We start from the raw sequence: 16549 nt of genomic DNA, 5'->3' as shown, positions 1-16549 counted from the left end.
GGGCGTGACCGGATGAGGGAAGGCCCGGGCCCCGTGAGGGAGGCCCGGGCCTTCACCGTGCGCCTTCACCGTGCGCCTTCACCGTGCGCCTTCACCGTGCGCCTTCACCGTGCGCCTTCACCGTGCGGCGTCCTGCCGGGCCGCCGGGTCAGCCCAGCGCGAGGGACCGCAGCCGGTCGAGCGTGCCGTTGAAGCGGTTGTGGTCCCCGACGATCGGCCCGGTCGAGGTGTACTGCCACATCGTGTAGCTCCCCCAGCCGGCGGGGAGCTCACCCACGGTGGAGGCGTACCGGGCGATCCACAGCGGGTTGGCGGAGGCGAAGCCGGCGTAGTTGCCGGTGCACTGCTTCCACCAGCTGGTCGCCGTGTAGATGACGGCGTCCCGGCCGGTGCGCGCCCGGTACCGGTCCAGGAAGTCGCGGATCCAGCTCACCATCGCGCCCGGCGACTTGCCGTAACAGGCGTCCCCGTAGGGATTCCACTCGATGTCGAGCGCGCCCGGCAGGGTCCTTCCGTCGGCGGACCAGGCGCCGCCGCGGTCGACGAAGTAGTCGGCCTGGGCGGCGCCGCTCGCGGTGTCGGGGGTCGCGAAGTGGTAGGAGCCGCGGATCATCCCGACGTCGTACGAGCCGTTGTACTGCTGGGGGTGGTACGGGTTGGTGTAGTACGTCCCCTCCGTGGCCTTCACATAGGCCCATCCGACCCCGCTGTTCCACAGGGCCGTCCACGCGACATTGCCCTGGTGGCTGGAGACGTCCACGCCCTCCGTCTGGGTGGAACGCCGGGACGGGACGCCGCCGCGGCCGTCGTGGGCGACGACGCCCATCCCCATGTGGGCGGAGCCGCGCGGGGGAGCGCTGGGGGCGGGCTCGTCCGCCACGGCCGTACGGGGCAGGGAGAAGAGGCCGAGCAGGACCGCCGCGAGGGCGGTGTACACGTGTAAACGGGTGACGCCGGATCTGTGCACGGGCATGGCGTGTCTCCGAAGGGCTGGTCGAGGGAAATCCGGTATGTGGCCCACCTCGCATGGAGGGGGCATGCCACGCAATCGCCTGGTGGGGAGATCGCGCACGCGGACCGCGACGTGAGGAGGGTTTCGTCCGGAAGCTGCCGGAGCTGCCGTTGGTCCACGCCTGCGAAATACTGGCGGAGCTGCGGCGACGTCGCCACTCGACGAGAACGTTCAGGACCGGGAAGACCGAGGCAGGGCTCACGTGCACGAAGACGGAAACGGCGGCGGGGAACACGCCGCCACCCCAGGGCCCGGGAGCGGTCTGGACCAGCCCGGATTCCTCGCGCTGGAGCGGGAGTTGACGGTGCTGCTGCGGCGCGCCCGGGCCAGTCAGGGGGAGATGGCCCGCGCGGTCCACCCCGACCTGGAGTCGTCCGCCTACGGACTGCTCGTCCGTCTGGATGAGTGCGGCAGACAGCGGGCCACCGAGCTCGCCGCCTACATCGGCGTCGGCAAGGCGACGATGTCGCGCCAGTTGCGCGCGCTGGAGGAACTCGGGCTCGTCGCCCGCGAGCCGGACCCCGCCGACGGCCGCGCCTGGCTGGTCGCCCTCACCCGGGAGGGGCGCGAACGGGTGAGCAGGGTCCGCGAGGCCCGCCGCGCGCGCTACGCCGGCCGTCTCGCCGACTGGGACCCCGGCGAGGTCGCGGAACTCGCCCGGCTGCTGAACCAGTTGAACCGCGGAATGGAGAAGTGACCGGGACGGGCCCGGGAGCGCACCGCCACCGGGGACCCCAGGACCACCGGGGACCCCAGGACCTCCGGGGTCACAGCTCCACGTAGACCACCGTCGCGTCGTCGTGGGTCTTGCCCCGCCGCGGCTGCGGCCCGTCCGCGTCCGCCCGCTCCAGGGTCCGTACGCGCTCCACCAGGGAGCGCGGCCCCTCCTTGCGGACGAGGGCGAGGCAGTCCGCCCAGTCGCCCTCGTGGAACCGTTCCACCCAGCGCGCCGCCCCGTCCGTCAGGGCGGCCAGGGCGCGCACCTCGTCGCGCGGCAGGGTGCCGGTGACGGCGCGGGCCGCCACCGAGGGATCCGCCGCCGCCGTGAAGAAACCGCCCTCTCTGTTACGCACCGTGGCGTCCACCAGGGCATCCGTCGCCAGGGCCGAGCGGGGCAGCCGGGCCAGCCGGTCGTCCAGCAGCGCGGTCACCGTGCCGTCGGGGGACTCGACCAGCAGGGCCGAGTCGGACAGGACCAGGTACTCGACCGAGCCCGGCGACCAGCGGGCCAGCACCACCGTGGCCTGTGGTGTACGAGGGTGAGAAAGGTCACAGGTTGCCGCGTGACTCCCGGCGGTACGGATGAGGGCACGGGACAGCAGCTCGGCCAGCGGGACATCCGGGAGCGAAACGGTCAGTTCGGCCAGGGCTCCGCCGAGGCGCGCGGTGAACCAGGGGACGGAATGCAGACAGCCGCCCCCGTCCTCCGGCGGTGTGACCCCGTCCAGCACGACGAGCGAACCGCCCTGTCCGGAGGCCGGAAGCCCGACACTCGCGAAGTCCTCGTTGGGGCGGCCCGGATCGCCGGGCTCCGAAACAAGTTCCGTACGCATCCGGCCAGTCTGCACGAGCCCTTCACACGGGCCGCAAAAGGCCTGCGCGGATTCCCGGATCACCGCAGCCGCGCAGGTCAGGCGCCGGATTTGGGAGGGAATGCAGAGCTCCGGGAACACGTGGCGGCGAATACTGCCACCGCCCGCCGCAGACGTCCAACCGGCGTGCTGTGCAAAGCCGCCGCACGAGGTGGCGGGACTTGCTCCCCAACTCGCGTCCGATGTTCACTCCTTCGGGTGGCGGGTCAGGTGATGCGCATCCACTGCCCACGGGCACTGGGAGGGTCGGGGAGCGATGGGGGCGCCTTGCTGTCCGAGCGCGGTCCACGGCTCGGGGCGAGCGTCCACACCCGTTGACGGAGCGTCACCCGGATCCAGGGGTACACGAGTCAGGAATGCGAGCACCGGTGCAGAAGTCGCGGCCTCGTCGCACAGCCAAGCAGACGGCCCCCACGGGGGACGCGGAGCAGACGCCCACCGTCGGCAGGGGCCGCCCCACCCACGTACGCAACCGGCTCATCGTGGCCGTGGCGGTGGTGGCCGCCGCGATCGCCGGCGCCGGGGCACCGTCCGTGCTGGCGGCCTCCGGTGAACTCAAGGACTCCCAGGACCTGGTGACGCTCGCCGAGCAGACCCAGGACGCCCTCGCCCTGGCCCACTCCCTGGCCGACGAGCGCGACGACGTCACCTCCTACATCGCGGCCGGCCGCCCCAAGTCCAAGGCCCCGACGGAGGAGCACAGCGCCCGCGTCGACCGGCAGGTCGAGGAACTGCGCGCCGACACCGACACCTCGGACGCCCTGCGCGACGACCTCGACGCCATCGCGGCCGTCCGCCGCGCCGCGCTCACCGGCAAGAGCAGCGCGCTCGAGACGCACCAGGCGTACTCCACCGCCATCACCCAGCTGCACCGGCTCGCCGAGCAGCTCGCCGAGCGGACCCCGCCCCGCGCGGGCTCCGGAGCCCATGCGCTCGCCGAGCTGGACTCCGCCGTCCAGCAGGCCGCCGCCGCCCGGGGACTGCTGCTCGCCGCGCTGAACGTGCCGAGCACCACGCAGACCGTGATCGACCCGGTCACCGGCCTGCCGTCCACGTCCACCACCGCCTCGGACGCCGACGCCGAGCGGCGCGACGCGCTGACCGCCGCCGCGCTCCAGGCCCGGCTGCGCTCCGACGCCGCCCTGGCCGACTTCCGCGACACCGCGCCCAAGGCCGCCCGCGCCTCCTACGACTCCACGGTCACCGGCCCCGAGGTCAACTCCGCCGACAAGTACCTCGCGAGGCTCACCGACGAGCCGGTCCTCTCCGACGACGAACTCGGCACCGACGCCAAGAAGCTCCGGGCCGCCCTCACCGCGCGCGTCGAGATGATGCGCGGGGTGGAGTCGGCGCTGTTCGACCAGCGCACCAAGGACCTCGCCCAGCTGCGCGACGACGACGTCACCGCACTGGAGATCCGCATCGCCGTCCTCGGCGCCCTGATGCTGCTCGCCGTCGGCGTCGCCACCGCGATGGCCCGCACCCTCACCCGCCCGCTCTCCGTGCTGCGCCGCGGTTCCGCCCGCCTCGCCGAGGCGGAGAACCCCGGCACCGAGGAGCCGATCACCTTCACCGGCCGCAACGACGAGTTCGCCCAGGTCGTCCGCTCCGTCAACGCCCTGCACGCGCACGCGGCCGGCCTCGCCGAGCGGATCGCCACGCTGGAGACCGACCGCAAGCACCTCGTCGGCCAGCGCCAGAAGATGGCCGACGCCCGCGAGGAACTGCGCGCCGAACTCGCCGGGGCCACCGCGCAACTGGAACGGCTGCGCACCGGCATCGGCAGCACCTTCGTCAACCTGGCGCTGCGCACCCTCGGACTGGTCGAGCGGCAGCTCGGCGTGATCGAGAGCCTGGAGGAGCGCGAGGACGACCCGGACCGCCTGGCCACCCTGTTCAAGCTCGACCACTTCGCCACGGTCATGCGCCGGCACAGCGAGAACCTCCTCGTCCTCGCCGGCACCGAGCACGTCCAGCACACGGCGGGTCCCGTTCCGCTCGTCGACGTCGTACGGGCCGCGGTCAGCGAGATCGAGCGGTACGAGCGGGTCCGGATCGCCGCGCTGCCGCCGCACGCGCACATCGCCGGGTTCGCCGCGGACGACCTGTCCCACCTGCTGGCCGAACTCATGGAGAACGCCACCTCGTTCTCCCCGCCCGACCTGCCCGTCGAGATCTCCGGCTGGCTGCTGGAGAACGGCGAGGTCATGCTCTCCGTGCAGGACGAGGGCATCGGCATGACCGAGGAGCGGCTGGAGCGGCTCAACTCCCGCCTGTCCGAGTTCGACCCGGAGGCCGGCTACGACCAGGAGGGCGAGGACGGTCTCGGCCTCGGCCTGTACGTCGTGGCCCGGCTCGCCCACCGGCACGGGGTGCGGGTCCAGCTGCGGAAGCAGAAGCAGGGCGGCATCGCCGCGGTCGTGGTCCTGCCCAAGGCCCTGCTCGCGTCCGCCGAGCCCGCCGCGGTCCCCGCCTCCGGTCCCGTCACCGGCGGCACCCACACCTTCTCCCTCCCGGGCGCCGACGCCGAGGCCAACTCCAACGTGCTGCCCGGCCGCAGGGAGAGCGACGACCCGCTGGTCGCCCTCGCGGAGAAGGCCGTACGCCACCAGGAGTCCGCGGAGGCACAGTCCGCGGAGGCGGACGCCGCGGAGGGAACCGGTGCGGAGCCCGAGGGCGGCGCTGCCGGGAAGCCCGCGGGCGGCCACGCCGCGGACTCCGCGGCGGACCGCGACGGGGAGCCTGCCGCAGACCCCGCGGCGGGGGCCGCGGACGGGGACGGCGCAAAGGTGCCGCTTCAGCGGCCCGCCGAGACCACGATGGAGCTGCTGCTCCCGTCCCCGGCGGCCGCGGCCGACGACACGACGGCACCGTCGGCCACGCCGGGAGCCGCGCGGCCGGCAGGCGCCGGGGACACCGGGACCGCGCCCGCCCCCGACGGGAGCGAGCACACGGCCGCCGCCGAGCCGGCGGCCGCCACCGACGACGCCCGGACCGCGCGCGACACCGACGCGGCCCCGTCCGTGTCCGGCACCGCCCGCGACGCCGGCGCCGAGCACGCGCGCGTGCCCGACGGGCCGGTGGAGGACGAGCCGGTCACCGCCAAGGGGCTGCCCAAGCGCACACCCAAGATCACCGCACCCGTCCAGGCACCACGGCCGCGCACCGGTTCCGTGGACGCCGAGGCGCTGCGCCGCCGCCTCGGCGGCTTCCGCCAGGGGGCGGAGGCCGGCCGCCGGGACATCGAGGCGGAGATCGCCGAGCAGACGGGCCGGCACAAGGCCCCGTCCGCCACGACCGACACAACCGAAGAAGCCACGGGGGGCACAGTCGAGGAGGCAAGCAGTTGACCGCGCCCAGTACCTTCGGACTGAGCAGTGAGGCCCGCAATCTGCACTGGCTGCTGACCAACCTCGTCGAGGAGGTGCCCGGCATCCTCTCGGTCGCGGTGGTCTCCTCCGACGGCCTGCTGCTCCTTTCCTCCGACCACACGCGCAACGCCGAGGCCCGCGAGGCGAGGACGGAGACCCGCACCGGCCCGCGCGGTTCCTCCGCCGACCTGGCCACCATCGTCTCCGGCATCGGCAGTCTCACCATCGGGGCTTCGAAGCTGATGGACTTCGGCCCGGTGAAGCACACGATGGTCGCGATGGACGAGGGCAGCCTGTTCGTGATGTCGATCAGCGACGGTTCGCTGCTCGGCGTGCACGGCTCCGCGGACTGCGACATGAGCGTGGTGGCGTACCACATGGCCCTGTTCGTCGGCCGGGCCGGCCACGTCCTCACCCCCGAACTCCGCAGCGAGCTGCGCAAGTCCCTGGAGACCGAGTCCACCGGGAGTCCCCGATGAGCAGTACGCCCAGGAAGCGACTGCCGGTCCGCGGCGGTGACCGCAAACCCGCCCGGGTCCGGCCCTACTCGCTCACCGGCGGCCGCACCCGCTTCGGCCACGTCCTGCTCGTGGAGACGTTCGTCGGCAGCACGGCCGCGCTGGAGGCCGCCGAGGAGCGCAAGGAACTGACGAACGGCGGGCTGTCGGCGATCATGCCGGAGATGCGGGCCATCGTCGAACTGTGCCGCCGGATGCGTACGGTGGCCGAGATCGCCGCGCTGCTGAAGATGCCGCTCGGCGTGGTCCGCGTGCTTCTGAGCGACCTCGCGGACCAGGGAAAGATCCGTGTCTACGGAACGGGAACAGGCCACGGCACGGGCCGCCCGGACCGTGCGCTGCTGGAAAGGGTGCTGAGTGGACTCCGTCGTCTCTGACGCCGCTCGAGGCGTCTCCCCGCTCGTCGAGGACGACGAGCCGTTGCTGCCCTGGCAGACGGACCGCACCCGCGCCCCGATCGCCACGAAGATAGTCGTGGCGGGCGGCTTCGGCGCCGGCAAGACCACGCTGGTCACCTCCGTCTCGGAGATCACGCCCCTGCAGACCGAGGCGCTGATGACCGAGGCGAGCGAGGAGACCGACGACCTCACCGCCACGCCGGGCAAGCTCACCACCACCGTGGCCATGGACTTCGGCCGCATCACGCTCGACGACGACCTCGTGCTCTACCTCTTCGGCACGCCCGGTCAGCAGCGGTTCTGGTTCATGTGGGACGACCTGGTGCGCGGCGCGATCGGCGCGGTCGTCCTGGCCGACACCCGGCGGCTGAAGGACTGCTTCCCGGCGCTGGACTACTTCGAGAGCTGCGGGTTGCCGTACGTCGTCGCGGTCAACCACTTCGACGGCAGCGAGCTGTTCGAGCCGGAGGACGTGCGGGAGGCCCTGACCATCCCGCAGCACATACCTGTCATGATCATGGATGCGCGCCGCAGGATCACCGTGATCGAGACCCTCCTGGCCCTGGTGGGCCACGCGCTCGACGAAACCCCCGAGTAGGAGACACCCCCGTATGCGGAAGATACTCGTCGTCGGAGCCGGCCAGTCCGGTCTCCAGCTCGCCCTCGGCCTCCAGTCGCACGGGTACGAGGTCACCCTGATGTCCAACCGGACCGCGGACGAGATCCGCACCGGACGGGTGATGTCGACGCAGTGCATGTTCCACACCGCCCTGCAGCACGAACGGGACCTCCAGCTGAACTTCTGGGAGTCCCAGGCCCCGAAGATCCAGGGGCTCGGTGTCTCGGTCGCGGCCCCCGGCTCGTACGACCCGGGCCCGACGCAGCGCGCGATCGACTGGCTGGGCAGGCTCGACGGGTTCGCGCAGTCGGTCGACCAGCGGGTGAAGATGGCCGGCTGGATGGAGACGTTCGCCCAGCGCGGCGGCCAGCTGGTCATCCACGGCGCGGCGGTCGGCGACCTCGACTACTTCTCGCGCACGTACGACCTCGTGCTCGTCTCGGCGGGCAAGGGCGAGCTCGTGCAGATGTTCGGCCGCGACGCGTCCCGCTCCCCGTACAGCGAGCCGCAGCGCGCCCTCGCGGTGGCCTACGTCCACGGGATGGAGCCGCGTCCGGAACACCCGGACACGGAGGCCGTCCGCTGCAACCTGGTCCCCGGGGTCGGCGAGATGTTCATCATGCCGACGTTCACCACCTCGGGCCGCGCCGACATCCTGTTCTGGGAGGGCATACCCGGCGGCCCGCTGGACGTCTTCAAGGACGTCAAGGACCCGGCGGAGCACCTCTCCCTGACCCTGGAACTCATGGAGAAGTTCCTCCCCTGGGAATACGCGCGGGCCACCAAGGTCGAACTGACCGACGCCGGCGGCACCCTGGCCGGCCGCTACGCCCCGACCGTCCGCAACCCCATCGGCCGGCTGCCCGGCGGAGGCGCGGTCCTCGGCGTCGCCGACGTGGTCGTCGCCAACGACCCGATCACCGGGCAGGGATCCAACTCGGCGTCCAAGTGCGCCGCCTCCTACCTCGCCTCGATCCTCGAGCACGGCGACAAGCCGTTCGACGAGGAGTGGATGCAGCAGACCTTCGACCGCTACTGGGAGACCGCTCAGCACGTCACCAAGTGGACGAACACCATGCTCGCCCCGCCCCCCGAGCACGTCCTCGACCTCATCGGCGCCGCCGGCCAGCTCCAGCCGGTCGCCGACCGCTTCGCCAACGGCTTCAACAACCCGGCCGACTTCGAGAACTTCTTCTACGACCCGAAGAAGACGGAGGCCTACCTGATGGAGGTCTCGGGCGCCACGGGCGCGTAACCCTCCGGCTCCGCCGGGGGCGCCGCGGACTTCGCGTACCCCTCGTCGGATCCCTCCGTCGCCCCCTCGGGGAGCTCGGGCGGCACGTACCGCCGCAGGGGCTCCCCGTCCGGGTCGGGACGCACGGCGCCCAGGACCGGGTTGGCCGCGAGGGGGGAGACCTTGATCCTCGCGCCGGGCCGGGGAGCCTGCACCACCATGCCGTCGCCGAGGTAGAGGGCGACATGCGTGGCCTCGGGGAAGTACACGACGAGGTCCCCCGGCCGCAGCTCCCGGAGCGGGATGCGCTCCAGCCGCGCCCACTGCTCCTGGCTGGTCCGCGGGATCGGCGTCCCGGCGGCGCCCCACGCCTCGGAGGTCAGCCCCGAGCAGTCGTAGGCATCCGGTCCCTCCGCACCCCACTCGTACGGCTTCCCGAGCTGCTCCACGGCGTACCGCACGGCCCGGTCGCCCGCCCCGGAGGGCGTGCGCGCGCCGCCGAGCGCACCGGAGGCGAGCAGCTCCTCCTGGTCCCGGGCCACCTCGGCCCGCTCCAGCTCGGCCAGCGCGGCCAGCTCCTCGCTGGTGAGCGAGGCGAGCAGCTCCTCGACCTCGTGGAGCCGCTCGCGCACCTCGTCCCGTTCCTTCCGGCGCCGCTCGGTGAGGGCGAGCCGGGCGTCGAGGGCCGCGCGCGCCCGGCGGGCCAGTTCGCCGGCCTCCTTCTCGTCGCCGGCCAGCCGGTCCACCGTCTCCGCCCGCTCCCGCGCCACCTGCCCGATCACGTGGCCCTGGTCGAGGGCGCCCTGCGGATCGCGCGCGAGCAGCAGGCGTACGTACGGGGAGATCCCGGTGCTGCTCTGGTACTGCTGCCGGGCCAGTCGTCCGGCCGCGCCCCGGCTGTCGTGCAGGGAGAGCCGGGCCCGGGCGAGGGCCTTCTCCAGCCGCTCGGTCTCGGCACGCTGCTTCTTCAGCCGCTCCTCGGTGGCGTTGTAGCTCTCGGTGGCCTTCTCGGCCTCCCGGTACAGGGTCTGAAGTTCCGTCAGCAACTCGGCGACGGAGCGGTCGCCGGGGCCGCCCGGTTCGGGGACGGCCGCCGCGGGCACGGGTGCGAGAACGGTCCCGGCCGCCACCGCCGCCGTGCACACCAGACGCAGAAGCATTCCTGACACGCCATCACCTCCGACGCGGGGCGGCTCGTCCGCTCCGCACCGCGAGCATCGGGCGTGTTCCCGGGGCCTGCTCGCCGAGTGTGCGCGGTCCGGCGCAACGGGGTCACCCGTCGGTGTCGTCCGGCTTGCCCTTCGGCGTGGCGTCTGGATCGGGCGCGGGCCTCGACCACGGCCACCTCGGCCGGCTGTCCGCCCGTCCCGTGGGGTCGTAGAGGTACTTCCACCCCCGCGTCAGCCCGGTCCGTCCGCCCTGCCCGCGGGGCACGCGCCGGTAGACCAGCACCGTGGGCGGGCCGCCGTCCGGGGCCGGGACGGGAATGCGGTACGTCTTGGGCGGGTGTCCGGTGATGCCCAGCAGCACGGGCAGGACGCGCCCGTCCATGGGCCCGCCCTCGAACGGGGTGTCTTCGCTCTTCACCCCCTCAGTGTCGGCCATGTGCCGGGGCCGGCCGTCCACCACCGACCGCCGTCGCCGGCGATCCCGGTCAGAGGTCCGCGGCCAGCTCCCGGACCAGGGCCCCGGTCTGCGCGTCGCGCCGCGCGGTCACCTCCAGCACCGCCACGAACTGCTCCACGAGCCAGTCCCGCAGTTCGTCCACCGGCGGCCGCTTGTCCTCGTCGAGCCAGATCAGCGAGGCCGCCTCCACGGCCGTGATCCACATCCGGACGGTCATCCGCAGCCGGGGCCCGGGCTCGGCCACTCCGAGGTGGCTGAGGATGTGCTCGGCGGCGGCCCGTCGCACCCCGTCGACGATCGCGGTCGTACGGGAGGTCTCCACGACGCTCCCGCCCTGCAGCAGCGCGCTGAACCCGGCGCCGTGCTGGTCGACGAAGGCCAGGTAGCGGTCGAGGGCCCGGGACAGCCGGGGCAGCAGCGGGCCCTCGTGCGGCTCGTCGAAGCAGTGCCGCAGCTCGTCGGCGGCCGACCTCAGGGCGGCCTCGTACAGCTGCTGCTTGCCGCCCGGGAAGTACCGGTACACCAGGGGCCGTGACACCCCGGCCGCCTCCGCCACGTCGTCCAGGGACACCTCTTCCGGGGCGCGGTGGGCGAAGAGGGAGAGCGCGGCGTCGAGCAGCTGGCTGCGGCGTTCCTCGACGCTGAGCCGCCGGTAGGCGGGGGTGGGGGCCTGCGGGGTCATGTCCGCAGCGTAACCGCCCGCCCCGAACGGGCGCCCGCGCCGGCGGCCCCGGCGACCGGTCACGGCGCCCCGCTGCCGTCCGGGCCGCGTTCGGTCCGCGGCCCCTTCGCGCGACCGGCTACGCCAGCAGTCCCGACGACTGCCACAGCTTCCGCCCGACCCCCCGCAGCACCCCGATGTCGTCCAGGAAGTCGGTGAGGCGCTTGGAGCCCTGCTGCATCACGTCCCGCCGGTGCCCGCTCGCCTTGACCTGGGCCATGGCCTCGCGCCTGTCCAGACCGACGTTCGTGTAGACGTCCGGGTTCACGAACGCCACGGAGAAGACGCGGGCGAACTCGCCGGAGGTGATCCGGGTGAACTCCTGCGACCACTTCGGCGCGGTCACCATCTGGCGCCGCAGCTCCTCGCGGGCGTAGCGCACGTGCCGCGCCTCCTCGATGACGTGGATGCGCGTGACGCCCCGGATCAGCGGCTGGACCCGCTCGTCCGGGAAGGTCAGCCGCTGCATCCAGTCCAGGACCTCCTCGCCGAGCAGGGTCGCCGTGAAGGAGCCCGGGGTGGTGGAGATCGTCTTGAACAGCCGGCCGAGGTGCTGGTGGACCCGGCTCACCGGGTACCAGGGGGTGCCGCCGTGGGTGATCAGCCGGGCGAACATCTTCGAGTGCCGGCACTCGTCCTCGATCTCGGTGAGCGCGTAGCGGACGTGCGCGCTCGTGGCGGACTTGTCGTAGATGTGCCGCACCAGCAGCTGCATGAGGATGATCTCGAACCATATGCCGAGCGAGGCGAGCGCGGCGGCCTCGTGCCGGGAGAGCAGGATGCGCTGCTCCTCGCTCATCCGCTTCCACATCGGGGTGTCGTACAGCGACACCAGCTCGGGCGGCCAGAACCACTTGCCCTCCTCGAAGGGCGCGTCCCAGTCCAGCTCCTTGTCCGGGTCGAAGGAGTGCTTGGCGGAAGAGTCGAGCAGCCGCTGAGCCACCTGCTCGCGGTCCTTGAGCAGGCCGAGCGCGTCACGCAGGCCGTCGAGCGCGTCGGCTTCCGTCAGGGTCGTCATGGTGGTTCCACCTCGTGGTGCGGGGACGTCATGGGGCGTGACTGGGGTTACCGGCGGTTCACTTCACTTATGAGACTGCCTGTCAGCAAGCCCGTCAATCCCCTGCGCACGACTTGTTGACGGAGGACCTGCCGGGCGGAGACGCCAACGGCACGCCCCCGTTGCGCCTCGTGGAGCGCCGTACCGCCGTTCGCCCCGGGCGCGCTGACCGTGCCGGCCGGACTGCGGCACATGGGAACGATCATGAGCGCCGCACGCGGCTACGGGCTGGACGACGCCTGCGAGCGGCCTCGTCCGCCGGTGGGCGGCTGGACGGCGGACGACCTCGACGAGCTTCCCCACCCGCCTCCGCACACGGGGCCGATCGACGGAAGCCCTCCCGCGACCAAGGGCTGAGGACTGGCCGGCATCTCACGGCGGCGGCCCTGGTGCGTGTACGCGGTCGGGGCGTCGGCGTCCCGCCGCGCCGTCCAGCCGACGACCGGCCAGGAGTCGCCGAAGACGGGCACGTCCGCCGCGTCGCCCGACTCGTCCCGGAGGTGCGATCGGCACCCCTGTCTCACCACGTGGCCGGCCCGTCCTGCGAGTTCAGCACCGCCTCCATCACCGCCCGCGCGATCGGGGCCGCCGTCCCGCCCCCGCTGATCTCCCGCCGGTTCGCCGCCGCGTCCTCGACCACCACGGCGACCGCCACCTTCGCCTCCATGTCCTCGTGGCCCTGCGCCCAGGAGACGAACCAGGCGTACGGCGTCCCGGAGTTGCCCAGGCCGTGCTGGGCGGTACCGGTCTTGCCGCCGACCACGGCACCGCGGATCGCGGCGTTCGTGCCGGTGCCCTTCTCCACCACGTCCCGCATCAGCTCCCGCATCCGCAGCGCCGTCGACGGATGCATGGCCCGCCGCATCGGACGGGAACCGGCCGTCGACACCGCGCCGCCGCCCGCCCGCGTCGTCCGCTCCACCAGATACGGCTCCCGCACCTGCCCCCCGCTCGCGACGGCCGCCGCCACCATCGCCATCTGCAGCGGCGTGGCCCGGGTGTTGTACTGCCCGATCGACGCCAGCGCGAGCTGCGCCCGGTCCACCGTGGTGTCGAAGGTGCTCCGCGCCACCCGGAACGGGACCCGCACGTCCCCGTCGTTGAAGCCGAAGGCGTGCGCCGTGGCCGTCATGTCCGCCACGCCCGTGTCCACGCCCAGCTTGGCGAACACCGTGTTGCAGGACCAGGTGAACGCCTCCCGCACCGAGGCGTCCTCACAGCCCCGGGACCCGTTGGTCAGCCGTGTCGTCGTGCCCGGCAGGGGGTACGGGTCGGGGGAGTCGGTCGGCTTGTCCAGGTCGGTCACCACGCCCGCGTCCAGCGCCGCCGCCGCGGTGACCACCTTGAACGTCGACCCCGGCGGATACGTCCGCTGCACCGCCCGGTTCAGCATCGGCCGGTCCGGATCGGCGTTCAGCCGGGCCCAGGCGTCCCGCGCCGTCCTGCCGTTCCCCGACAGCAGCCCGGGGTCGTACGAGGGGACCGACACCAGCGCCAGGATCCTGCCGGTCGACGGCTCCACCGCCGCCACCGCCCCCTTGCGCGAGCGCAGCCCCTCGTACGCCGCGCGCTGCGCCGCCGGATCGATCGTGGTCACGACGTCGCCGCCCGCGTTGCGGGAGCGCGTGAAGTCGTTCCACAGCGGCAACGGCGCGAGCACCGGGTCGGCGCCGGACAGCAGCTCGTCCTCCGTGTGCTCCAGCAGCGTCGTCCCGTACTCCTGCGAGGCGAAGCCGGTCACCGGCGCGTACAACGGCCCGTCGGTGTACGTCCGTTCGTAGCGCAGGTGTTCCCCGGTGTCCCGCGAGCCGGTGACCGGCCGGCCGGCGACCAGGATGTCGCCGCGCGGCTGCTGGTAGCGGGTGATGGCGTCGCGGCGGTTGGCCGGGTTGTCGTCGTAGGCGTCGGCCCGCAGGACCTGGACGCGGGCGGCGTTCACCAGCAGGGCCACCAGCAGCAGGGCGCAGAAGAGGCCGGCCCGTCGAATGTGCCGCGTCACCGGGCCGCACCCCCGTCCCCCTGACGGCGCGCCGAGTCGCTCAGCCGGACCAGCAGCGCCACGATCGTCCAGTTGGTCACCACCGACGAGCCGCCCTGCGCCAGGAACGGCATCGCCATCCCGGTCAGCGGGATCAGCCCGGTCACCCCGCCCGCGATCACGAACACCTGGAGCGCCACGAGGGAGGCGAGGCCCACGGCGAGCAGCCGGCCGAACGGGTCGCGCAGGGCGAGCCCCGCCCGGTAGCCGCGCTCCACCAGCAGTCCGTAGAGCAGGAAGATCGCGGACAGTCCGGCCAGGCCCAGCTCCTCGCCGGCCGTCGCCAGGATGAAGTCGGACTTGACCGCGAAGCCGATGAGCACGGAGTGCCCGAGCCCGAGCCCGGTGCCGAGCATCCCGCCCTCCGCGAAGGCGAACAGGGACTGGGCGAGCTGGTTCGGGCCCTCGCCGGCCTCGATGGAGGCGAACGGGTGCAGCCAGGTCTCGATCCTGCCGTGCACGTGGGGCTCCAGCCGGCCCACGGCCACCGCCCCCAGCGAGGCCAGCAGCAGGCCGACGGCGATCCAGCCGGTGCGGCCGGTGGCGACGTACAGCAGGACCACGAACAGGCCGAAGAACAGCAGCGAGGTGCCGAGGTCCCGCTCCAGCACCAGCACGCCCACGCTGACCAGCCAGACGGCGACGATCGGGCCGAGCACCCGCCCGGTGGGCAGGTGCAGCCACCGGATCCGGTGGTCGGCGTAGGTGAGGGCGCCCCGGTTCGCGGCGAGGTACGCGGCGAAGAAGACCGCCAGCAGCACCTTCGCGAACTCGCCGGGCTGGATGGAGAACCCGGCGACGCGGATCCAGATCCGGGCCCCGTTCACCGCCGGGAAGAGGATCGGCACCGTCAGCAGGATCAGCGCGGCGGCGACGCTGACGTAGGTGTAGCGCTGGAGGACCCGGTGGTCGCGCAGCACCAGCACCACCACGATGAACAGCGCCACGCCCAGCGTCGACCAGACCAGTTGGGTGGGGGCCGCCGGGGCGCCCGGTGTCTCCAGGTCGAGCCGGTAGATCAGCACCAGGCCGAGGCCGTTGAGCAGGACGCCGATGGGGAGCAGCAGCGGGTCGGCGTGCGACGCCCGCCAGCGCACCGCCAGATGGGCGACCAGGGCGAGCACGCCGAGCCCGGCGCCGTAGCCGGCGGCGCCGGGCGGGACGGAGCCGTTCCTGGCCAGGCCGACGGCGCAGTATCCGTACACCGACAGCAGGACGGCCAGGACGATCAGGGTGAGTTCGATGCCACGGCGCCGGGGGAGGCGGACGGTGGGCGCGGGCGGATCCGCCGTCGCCAGGGTGATTCCGGCCTTGCTCATGTCCGGAACTTACCCAAATGGTGTGCCTTGCGCGCTTCGTTCATCAGCACCAGCGTGGCGCGGGACCGATGTTGTCGATGTGGCGGGCCGGGCCCCAGGCCCAGGTGCCGTCCGTGAGGAGGTACCAGAGGGGGTTGCCGCCCACCTTCTCGCCGGGGACCTTGCAGAAGATCGAGACGACCTCGCCCTTGTGGGCGTACCGGATGACCTGCGACCCCCGGTGCGGGGCGCTGCGCAGGGCCAGCGAGTCCGCCGTGACGACACCCTTGTACTGGCCCCGGTCGCCGTGGTGGCCGCCGGCCGCGTTGCTCCAGTCGCCGTTCCCGCCGCCCTGCTGGTTCCCGTTGCCGTTGCCGCCGCCCTGCTGGCCGCCGCCGTACTGGTTCCCGTTTCCGTTGCCGTTGCCGCCACCCTGCTGGCCGCCGCCGTGCTGGTTCCCGTTTCCGTTGCCGCCGCCCTGCTGGTTCCCGTTGCCGTTGCCGTTGCCGCCGCCCTGCTGGTCGCCGCCGTTGCCGCCCCCGCCCTGCTGGCTCCAGTCGCCGTTGCCGCCCCCGCCCTGCTGGCTCCAGTCGCCGTTGCCGCCGCCTTGCTGGTTCGAGCCGCTGTTGTAGTACCCGTTGCCGCCTTGCTGGTTCGAGCCGTTGCCGCCGCCGTCGCCGCCGCCCTGCTGGCTCCAGTTCCCGTTGCCGCCGCCCTGGTCCCCGTCGTCGCTCGCGACGGCTGGGGTGACGGCGGCCGCGACGGCGAGGGCGCCGGCGGCGAGGGCTATGGGCAGACGGCGGGTGAGAGGGGGGCGAGAGGAACGCAGGGACATGGCAGTACCTCCATGTGAGGGTCAAATGGATCGAAGGTGACTAATCGCCACATTAGGAGTGCCCCCCGGCGTCCGCCCGCGTTGGTGCGCCATCGGGGACGGTGCTCCCGCCCTACTCCGCGTCGCCCCTGGTGACGGGCTCGGGGTGAGGGAGCGTCAGGCGGGCCACCGCCCCGCCTTCCGGGGCATTGGCGAAGTCCAGACGGGCGCCGAGCACCTCCGCCTGTCCC

At 73.0% G+C, this 16549-nt stretch carries 15 protein-coding genes and 1 pseudogene; 7 read left to right on the top strand and 9 right to left on the bottom strand.

What is annotated here, in order from left to right; translation table 11 throughout:
• Nucleotides 1-148 precede the first annotated feature (148 nt).
• Nucleotides 149-973: a lysozyme gene (locus RIM90_RS18220; protein WP_309061771.1), complete on the bottom strand. Its 825-nt coding sequence runs from the start codon at nucleotides 971-973 to the stop codon at nucleotides 149-151.
• A gap of 241 nt (nucleotides 974-1214) precedes the next feature.
• Here RIM90_RS18220 and RIM90_RS18215 point away from each other — a divergent pair, with 241 nt between their 5' ends.
• Entirely contained in the window at nucleotides 1215-1709 is a 495-nt protein-coding gene (locus tag RIM90_RS18215; protein ID WP_309061770.1) for a MarR family transcriptional regulator, read from the top strand.
• Between the two features lie 70 nt (nucleotides 1710-1779).
• Here RIM90_RS18215 and RIM90_RS18210 read toward each other — a convergent pair whose 3' ends face one another.
• Nucleotides 1780-2565 (bottom strand): protein phosphatase 2C domain-containing protein, encoded by a 786-nt coding sequence (locus RIM90_RS18210; RefSeq protein WP_309061769.1) that lies wholly within the window; start codon nucleotides 2563-2565, stop codon nucleotides 1780-1782.
• A 407-nt stretch (nucleotides 2566-2972) separates the two neighbouring features.
• On the opposite strand from RIM90_RS18210, the gene RIM90_RS18205 reads away from it, so the two are divergent.
• From RIM90_RS18205 to RIM90_RS18185, 5 genes are read left to right on the top strand one after another with little or no spacing between them, the layout of a single operon-like run.
• Complete coding sequence (locus RIM90_RS18205) at nucleotides 2973-5954, top strand: nitrate- and nitrite sensing domain-containing protein (protein ID WP_309061768.1); 2982 nt, start codon at nucleotides 2973-2975, stop codon at nucleotides 5952-5954.
• Entirely contained in the window at nucleotides 5951-6454 is a 504-nt protein-coding gene (locus tag RIM90_RS18200; RefSeq protein ID WP_309061767.1) for a roadblock/LC7 domain-containing protein, read from the top strand. Before RIM90_RS18205 ends, RIM90_RS18200 begins: the two co-directional genes overlap by 4 nt.
• A complete protein-coding gene (locus tag RIM90_RS18195; protein ID WP_309061766.1) occupies nucleotides 6451-6870 on the top strand; it encodes a DUF742 domain-containing protein in 420 nt (139 codons plus the stop codon). Before RIM90_RS18200 ends, RIM90_RS18195 begins: the two co-directional genes overlap by 4 nt.
• Nucleotides 6851-7489, top strand: a complete 639-nt coding sequence (locus tag RIM90_RS18190; RefSeq protein WP_309061765.1) for an ATP/GTP-binding protein — start codon at nucleotides 6851-6853, stop codon at nucleotides 7487-7489. Before RIM90_RS18195 ends, RIM90_RS18190 begins: the two co-directional genes overlap by 20 nt.
• Before the next feature lie 13 nt (nucleotides 7490-7502).
• Entirely contained in the window at nucleotides 7503-8765 is a 1263-nt protein-coding gene (locus RIM90_RS18185) for a styrene monooxygenase/indole monooxygenase family protein (RefSeq protein ID WP_309061764.1), read from the top strand.
• Here the strand turns inward: RIM90_RS18185 and RIM90_RS18180 are convergent.
• The 4 genes from RIM90_RS18180 to RIM90_RS18165 form a co-directional block, all read right to left on the bottom strand.
• Complete coding sequence (locus RIM90_RS18180) at nucleotides 8729-9913, bottom strand: NlpC/P60 family protein (protein ID WP_309061763.1); 1185 nt, start codon at nucleotides 9911-9913, stop codon at nucleotides 8729-8731. The two genes, RIM90_RS18185 and RIM90_RS18180, sit on opposite strands and share 37 nt — an antisense overlap.
• Before the next feature lie 103 nt (nucleotides 9914-10016).
• Nucleotides 10017-10331 (bottom strand): hypothetical protein, encoded by a 315-nt coding sequence (locus tag RIM90_RS18175; RefSeq protein ID WP_309061762.1) that lies wholly within the window; start codon nucleotides 10329-10331, stop codon nucleotides 10017-10019.
• Nucleotides 10332-10398: 67 nt separating this feature from the next.
• Nucleotides 10399-11052: a helix-turn-helix domain-containing protein gene (locus RIM90_RS18170; RefSeq protein WP_309061761.1), complete on the bottom strand. Its 654-nt coding sequence runs from the start codon at nucleotides 11050-11052 to the stop codon at nucleotides 10399-10401.
• 118 nt (nucleotides 11053-11170) lie between these two features.
• Nucleotides 11171-12109, bottom strand: coding sequence for a diiron oxygenase (locus RIM90_RS18165; protein WP_309061760.1), 939 nt, complete (start codon nucleotides 12107-12109; stop codon nucleotides 11171-11173).
• A 243-nt stretch (nucleotides 12110-12352) separates the two neighbouring features.
• Here RIM90_RS18165 and RIM90_RS18160 point away from each other — a divergent pair.
• Nucleotides 12353-12484 (top strand): annotated as a pseudogene (locus tag RIM90_RS18160) (Uma2 family endonuclease); the annotation flags it as partial.
• Between the two features lie 184 nt (nucleotides 12485-12668).
• Here the strand turns inward: RIM90_RS18160 and RIM90_RS18155 are convergent.
• Genes RIM90_RS18155 through RIM90_RS18145 form a run of 3 tightly spaced genes read right to left on the bottom strand, consistent with a single transcriptional unit; the run spans nucleotide 12669 to nucleotide 16319 of the window.
• Nucleotides 12669-14147 (bottom strand): penicillin-binding transpeptidase domain-containing protein, encoded by a 1479-nt coding sequence (locus RIM90_RS18155; protein WP_309061759.1) that lies wholly within the window; start codon nucleotides 14145-14147, stop codon nucleotides 12669-12671.
• On the bottom strand, nucleotides 14144-15505 hold the full coding sequence (locus RIM90_RS18150) for an FtsW/RodA/SpoVE family cell cycle protein (RefSeq protein ID WP_309061758.1): 1362 nt from the start codon (nucleotides 15503-15505) through the stop codon (nucleotides 14144-14146). The genes RIM90_RS18155 and RIM90_RS18150 overlap by 4 nt, the downstream gene beginning before the upstream one ends.
• 43 nt (nucleotides 15506-15548) lie before the next feature.
• Nucleotides 15549-16319, bottom strand: a complete 771-nt coding sequence (locus RIM90_RS18145; protein ID WP_309061757.1) for an SH3 domain-containing protein — start codon at nucleotides 16317-16319, stop codon at nucleotides 15549-15551.
• Nucleotides 16320-16549 lie beyond the last annotated feature (230 nt).

Source organism: Streptomyces sp. (assembly GCF_031181555.1).
GTDB lineage: Bacteria > Actinomycetota > Actinomycetes > Streptomycetales > Streptomycetaceae > Streptomyces > Streptomyces fimbriatus.
Note: the sequence above shows the minus strand (reverse complement) of the source record. Positions and strands in the feature narration are given on the sequence as shown.

Bases quoted from the DNA above. Each gene is read 5' to 3' on its own strand.
- RIM90_RS18170 (WP_309061761.1), bottom strand. From the start codon at position 11,052: ATGACCCCGCAGGCCCCCACCCCCGCCTACCGGCGGCTCAGCGTCGAG.
- RIM90_RS18220 (WP_309061771.1), bottom strand. From the start codon at position 973: ATGCCCGTGCACAGATCCGGCGTCACCCGTTTACACGTGTACACCGCC.
- RIM90_RS18195 (WP_309061766.1), top strand. From the start codon at position 6,451: ATGAGCAGTACGCCCAGGAAGCGACTGCCGGTCCGCGGCGGTGACCGC.
- RIM90_RS18185 (WP_309061764.1), top strand. From the start codon at position 7,503: ATGCGGAAGATACTCGTCGTCGGAGCCGGCCAGTCCGGTCTCCAGCTC.
- RIM90_RS18210 (WP_309061769.1), bottom strand. From the start codon at position 2,565: ATGCGTACGGAACTTGTTTCGGAGCCCGGCGATCCGGGCCGCCCCAAC.
- RIM90_RS18165 (WP_309061760.1), bottom strand. From the start codon at position 12,109: ATGACGACCCTGACGGAAGCCGACGCGCTCGACGGCCTGCGTGACGCG.
- RIM90_RS18145 (WP_309061757.1), bottom strand. From the start codon at position 16,319: ATGTCCCTGCGTTCCTCTCGCCCCCCTCTCACCCGCCGTCTGCCCATA.
- RIM90_RS18150 (WP_309061758.1), bottom strand. From the start codon at position 15,505: ATGAGCAAGGCCGGAATCACCCTGGCGACGGCGGATCCGCCCGCGCCC.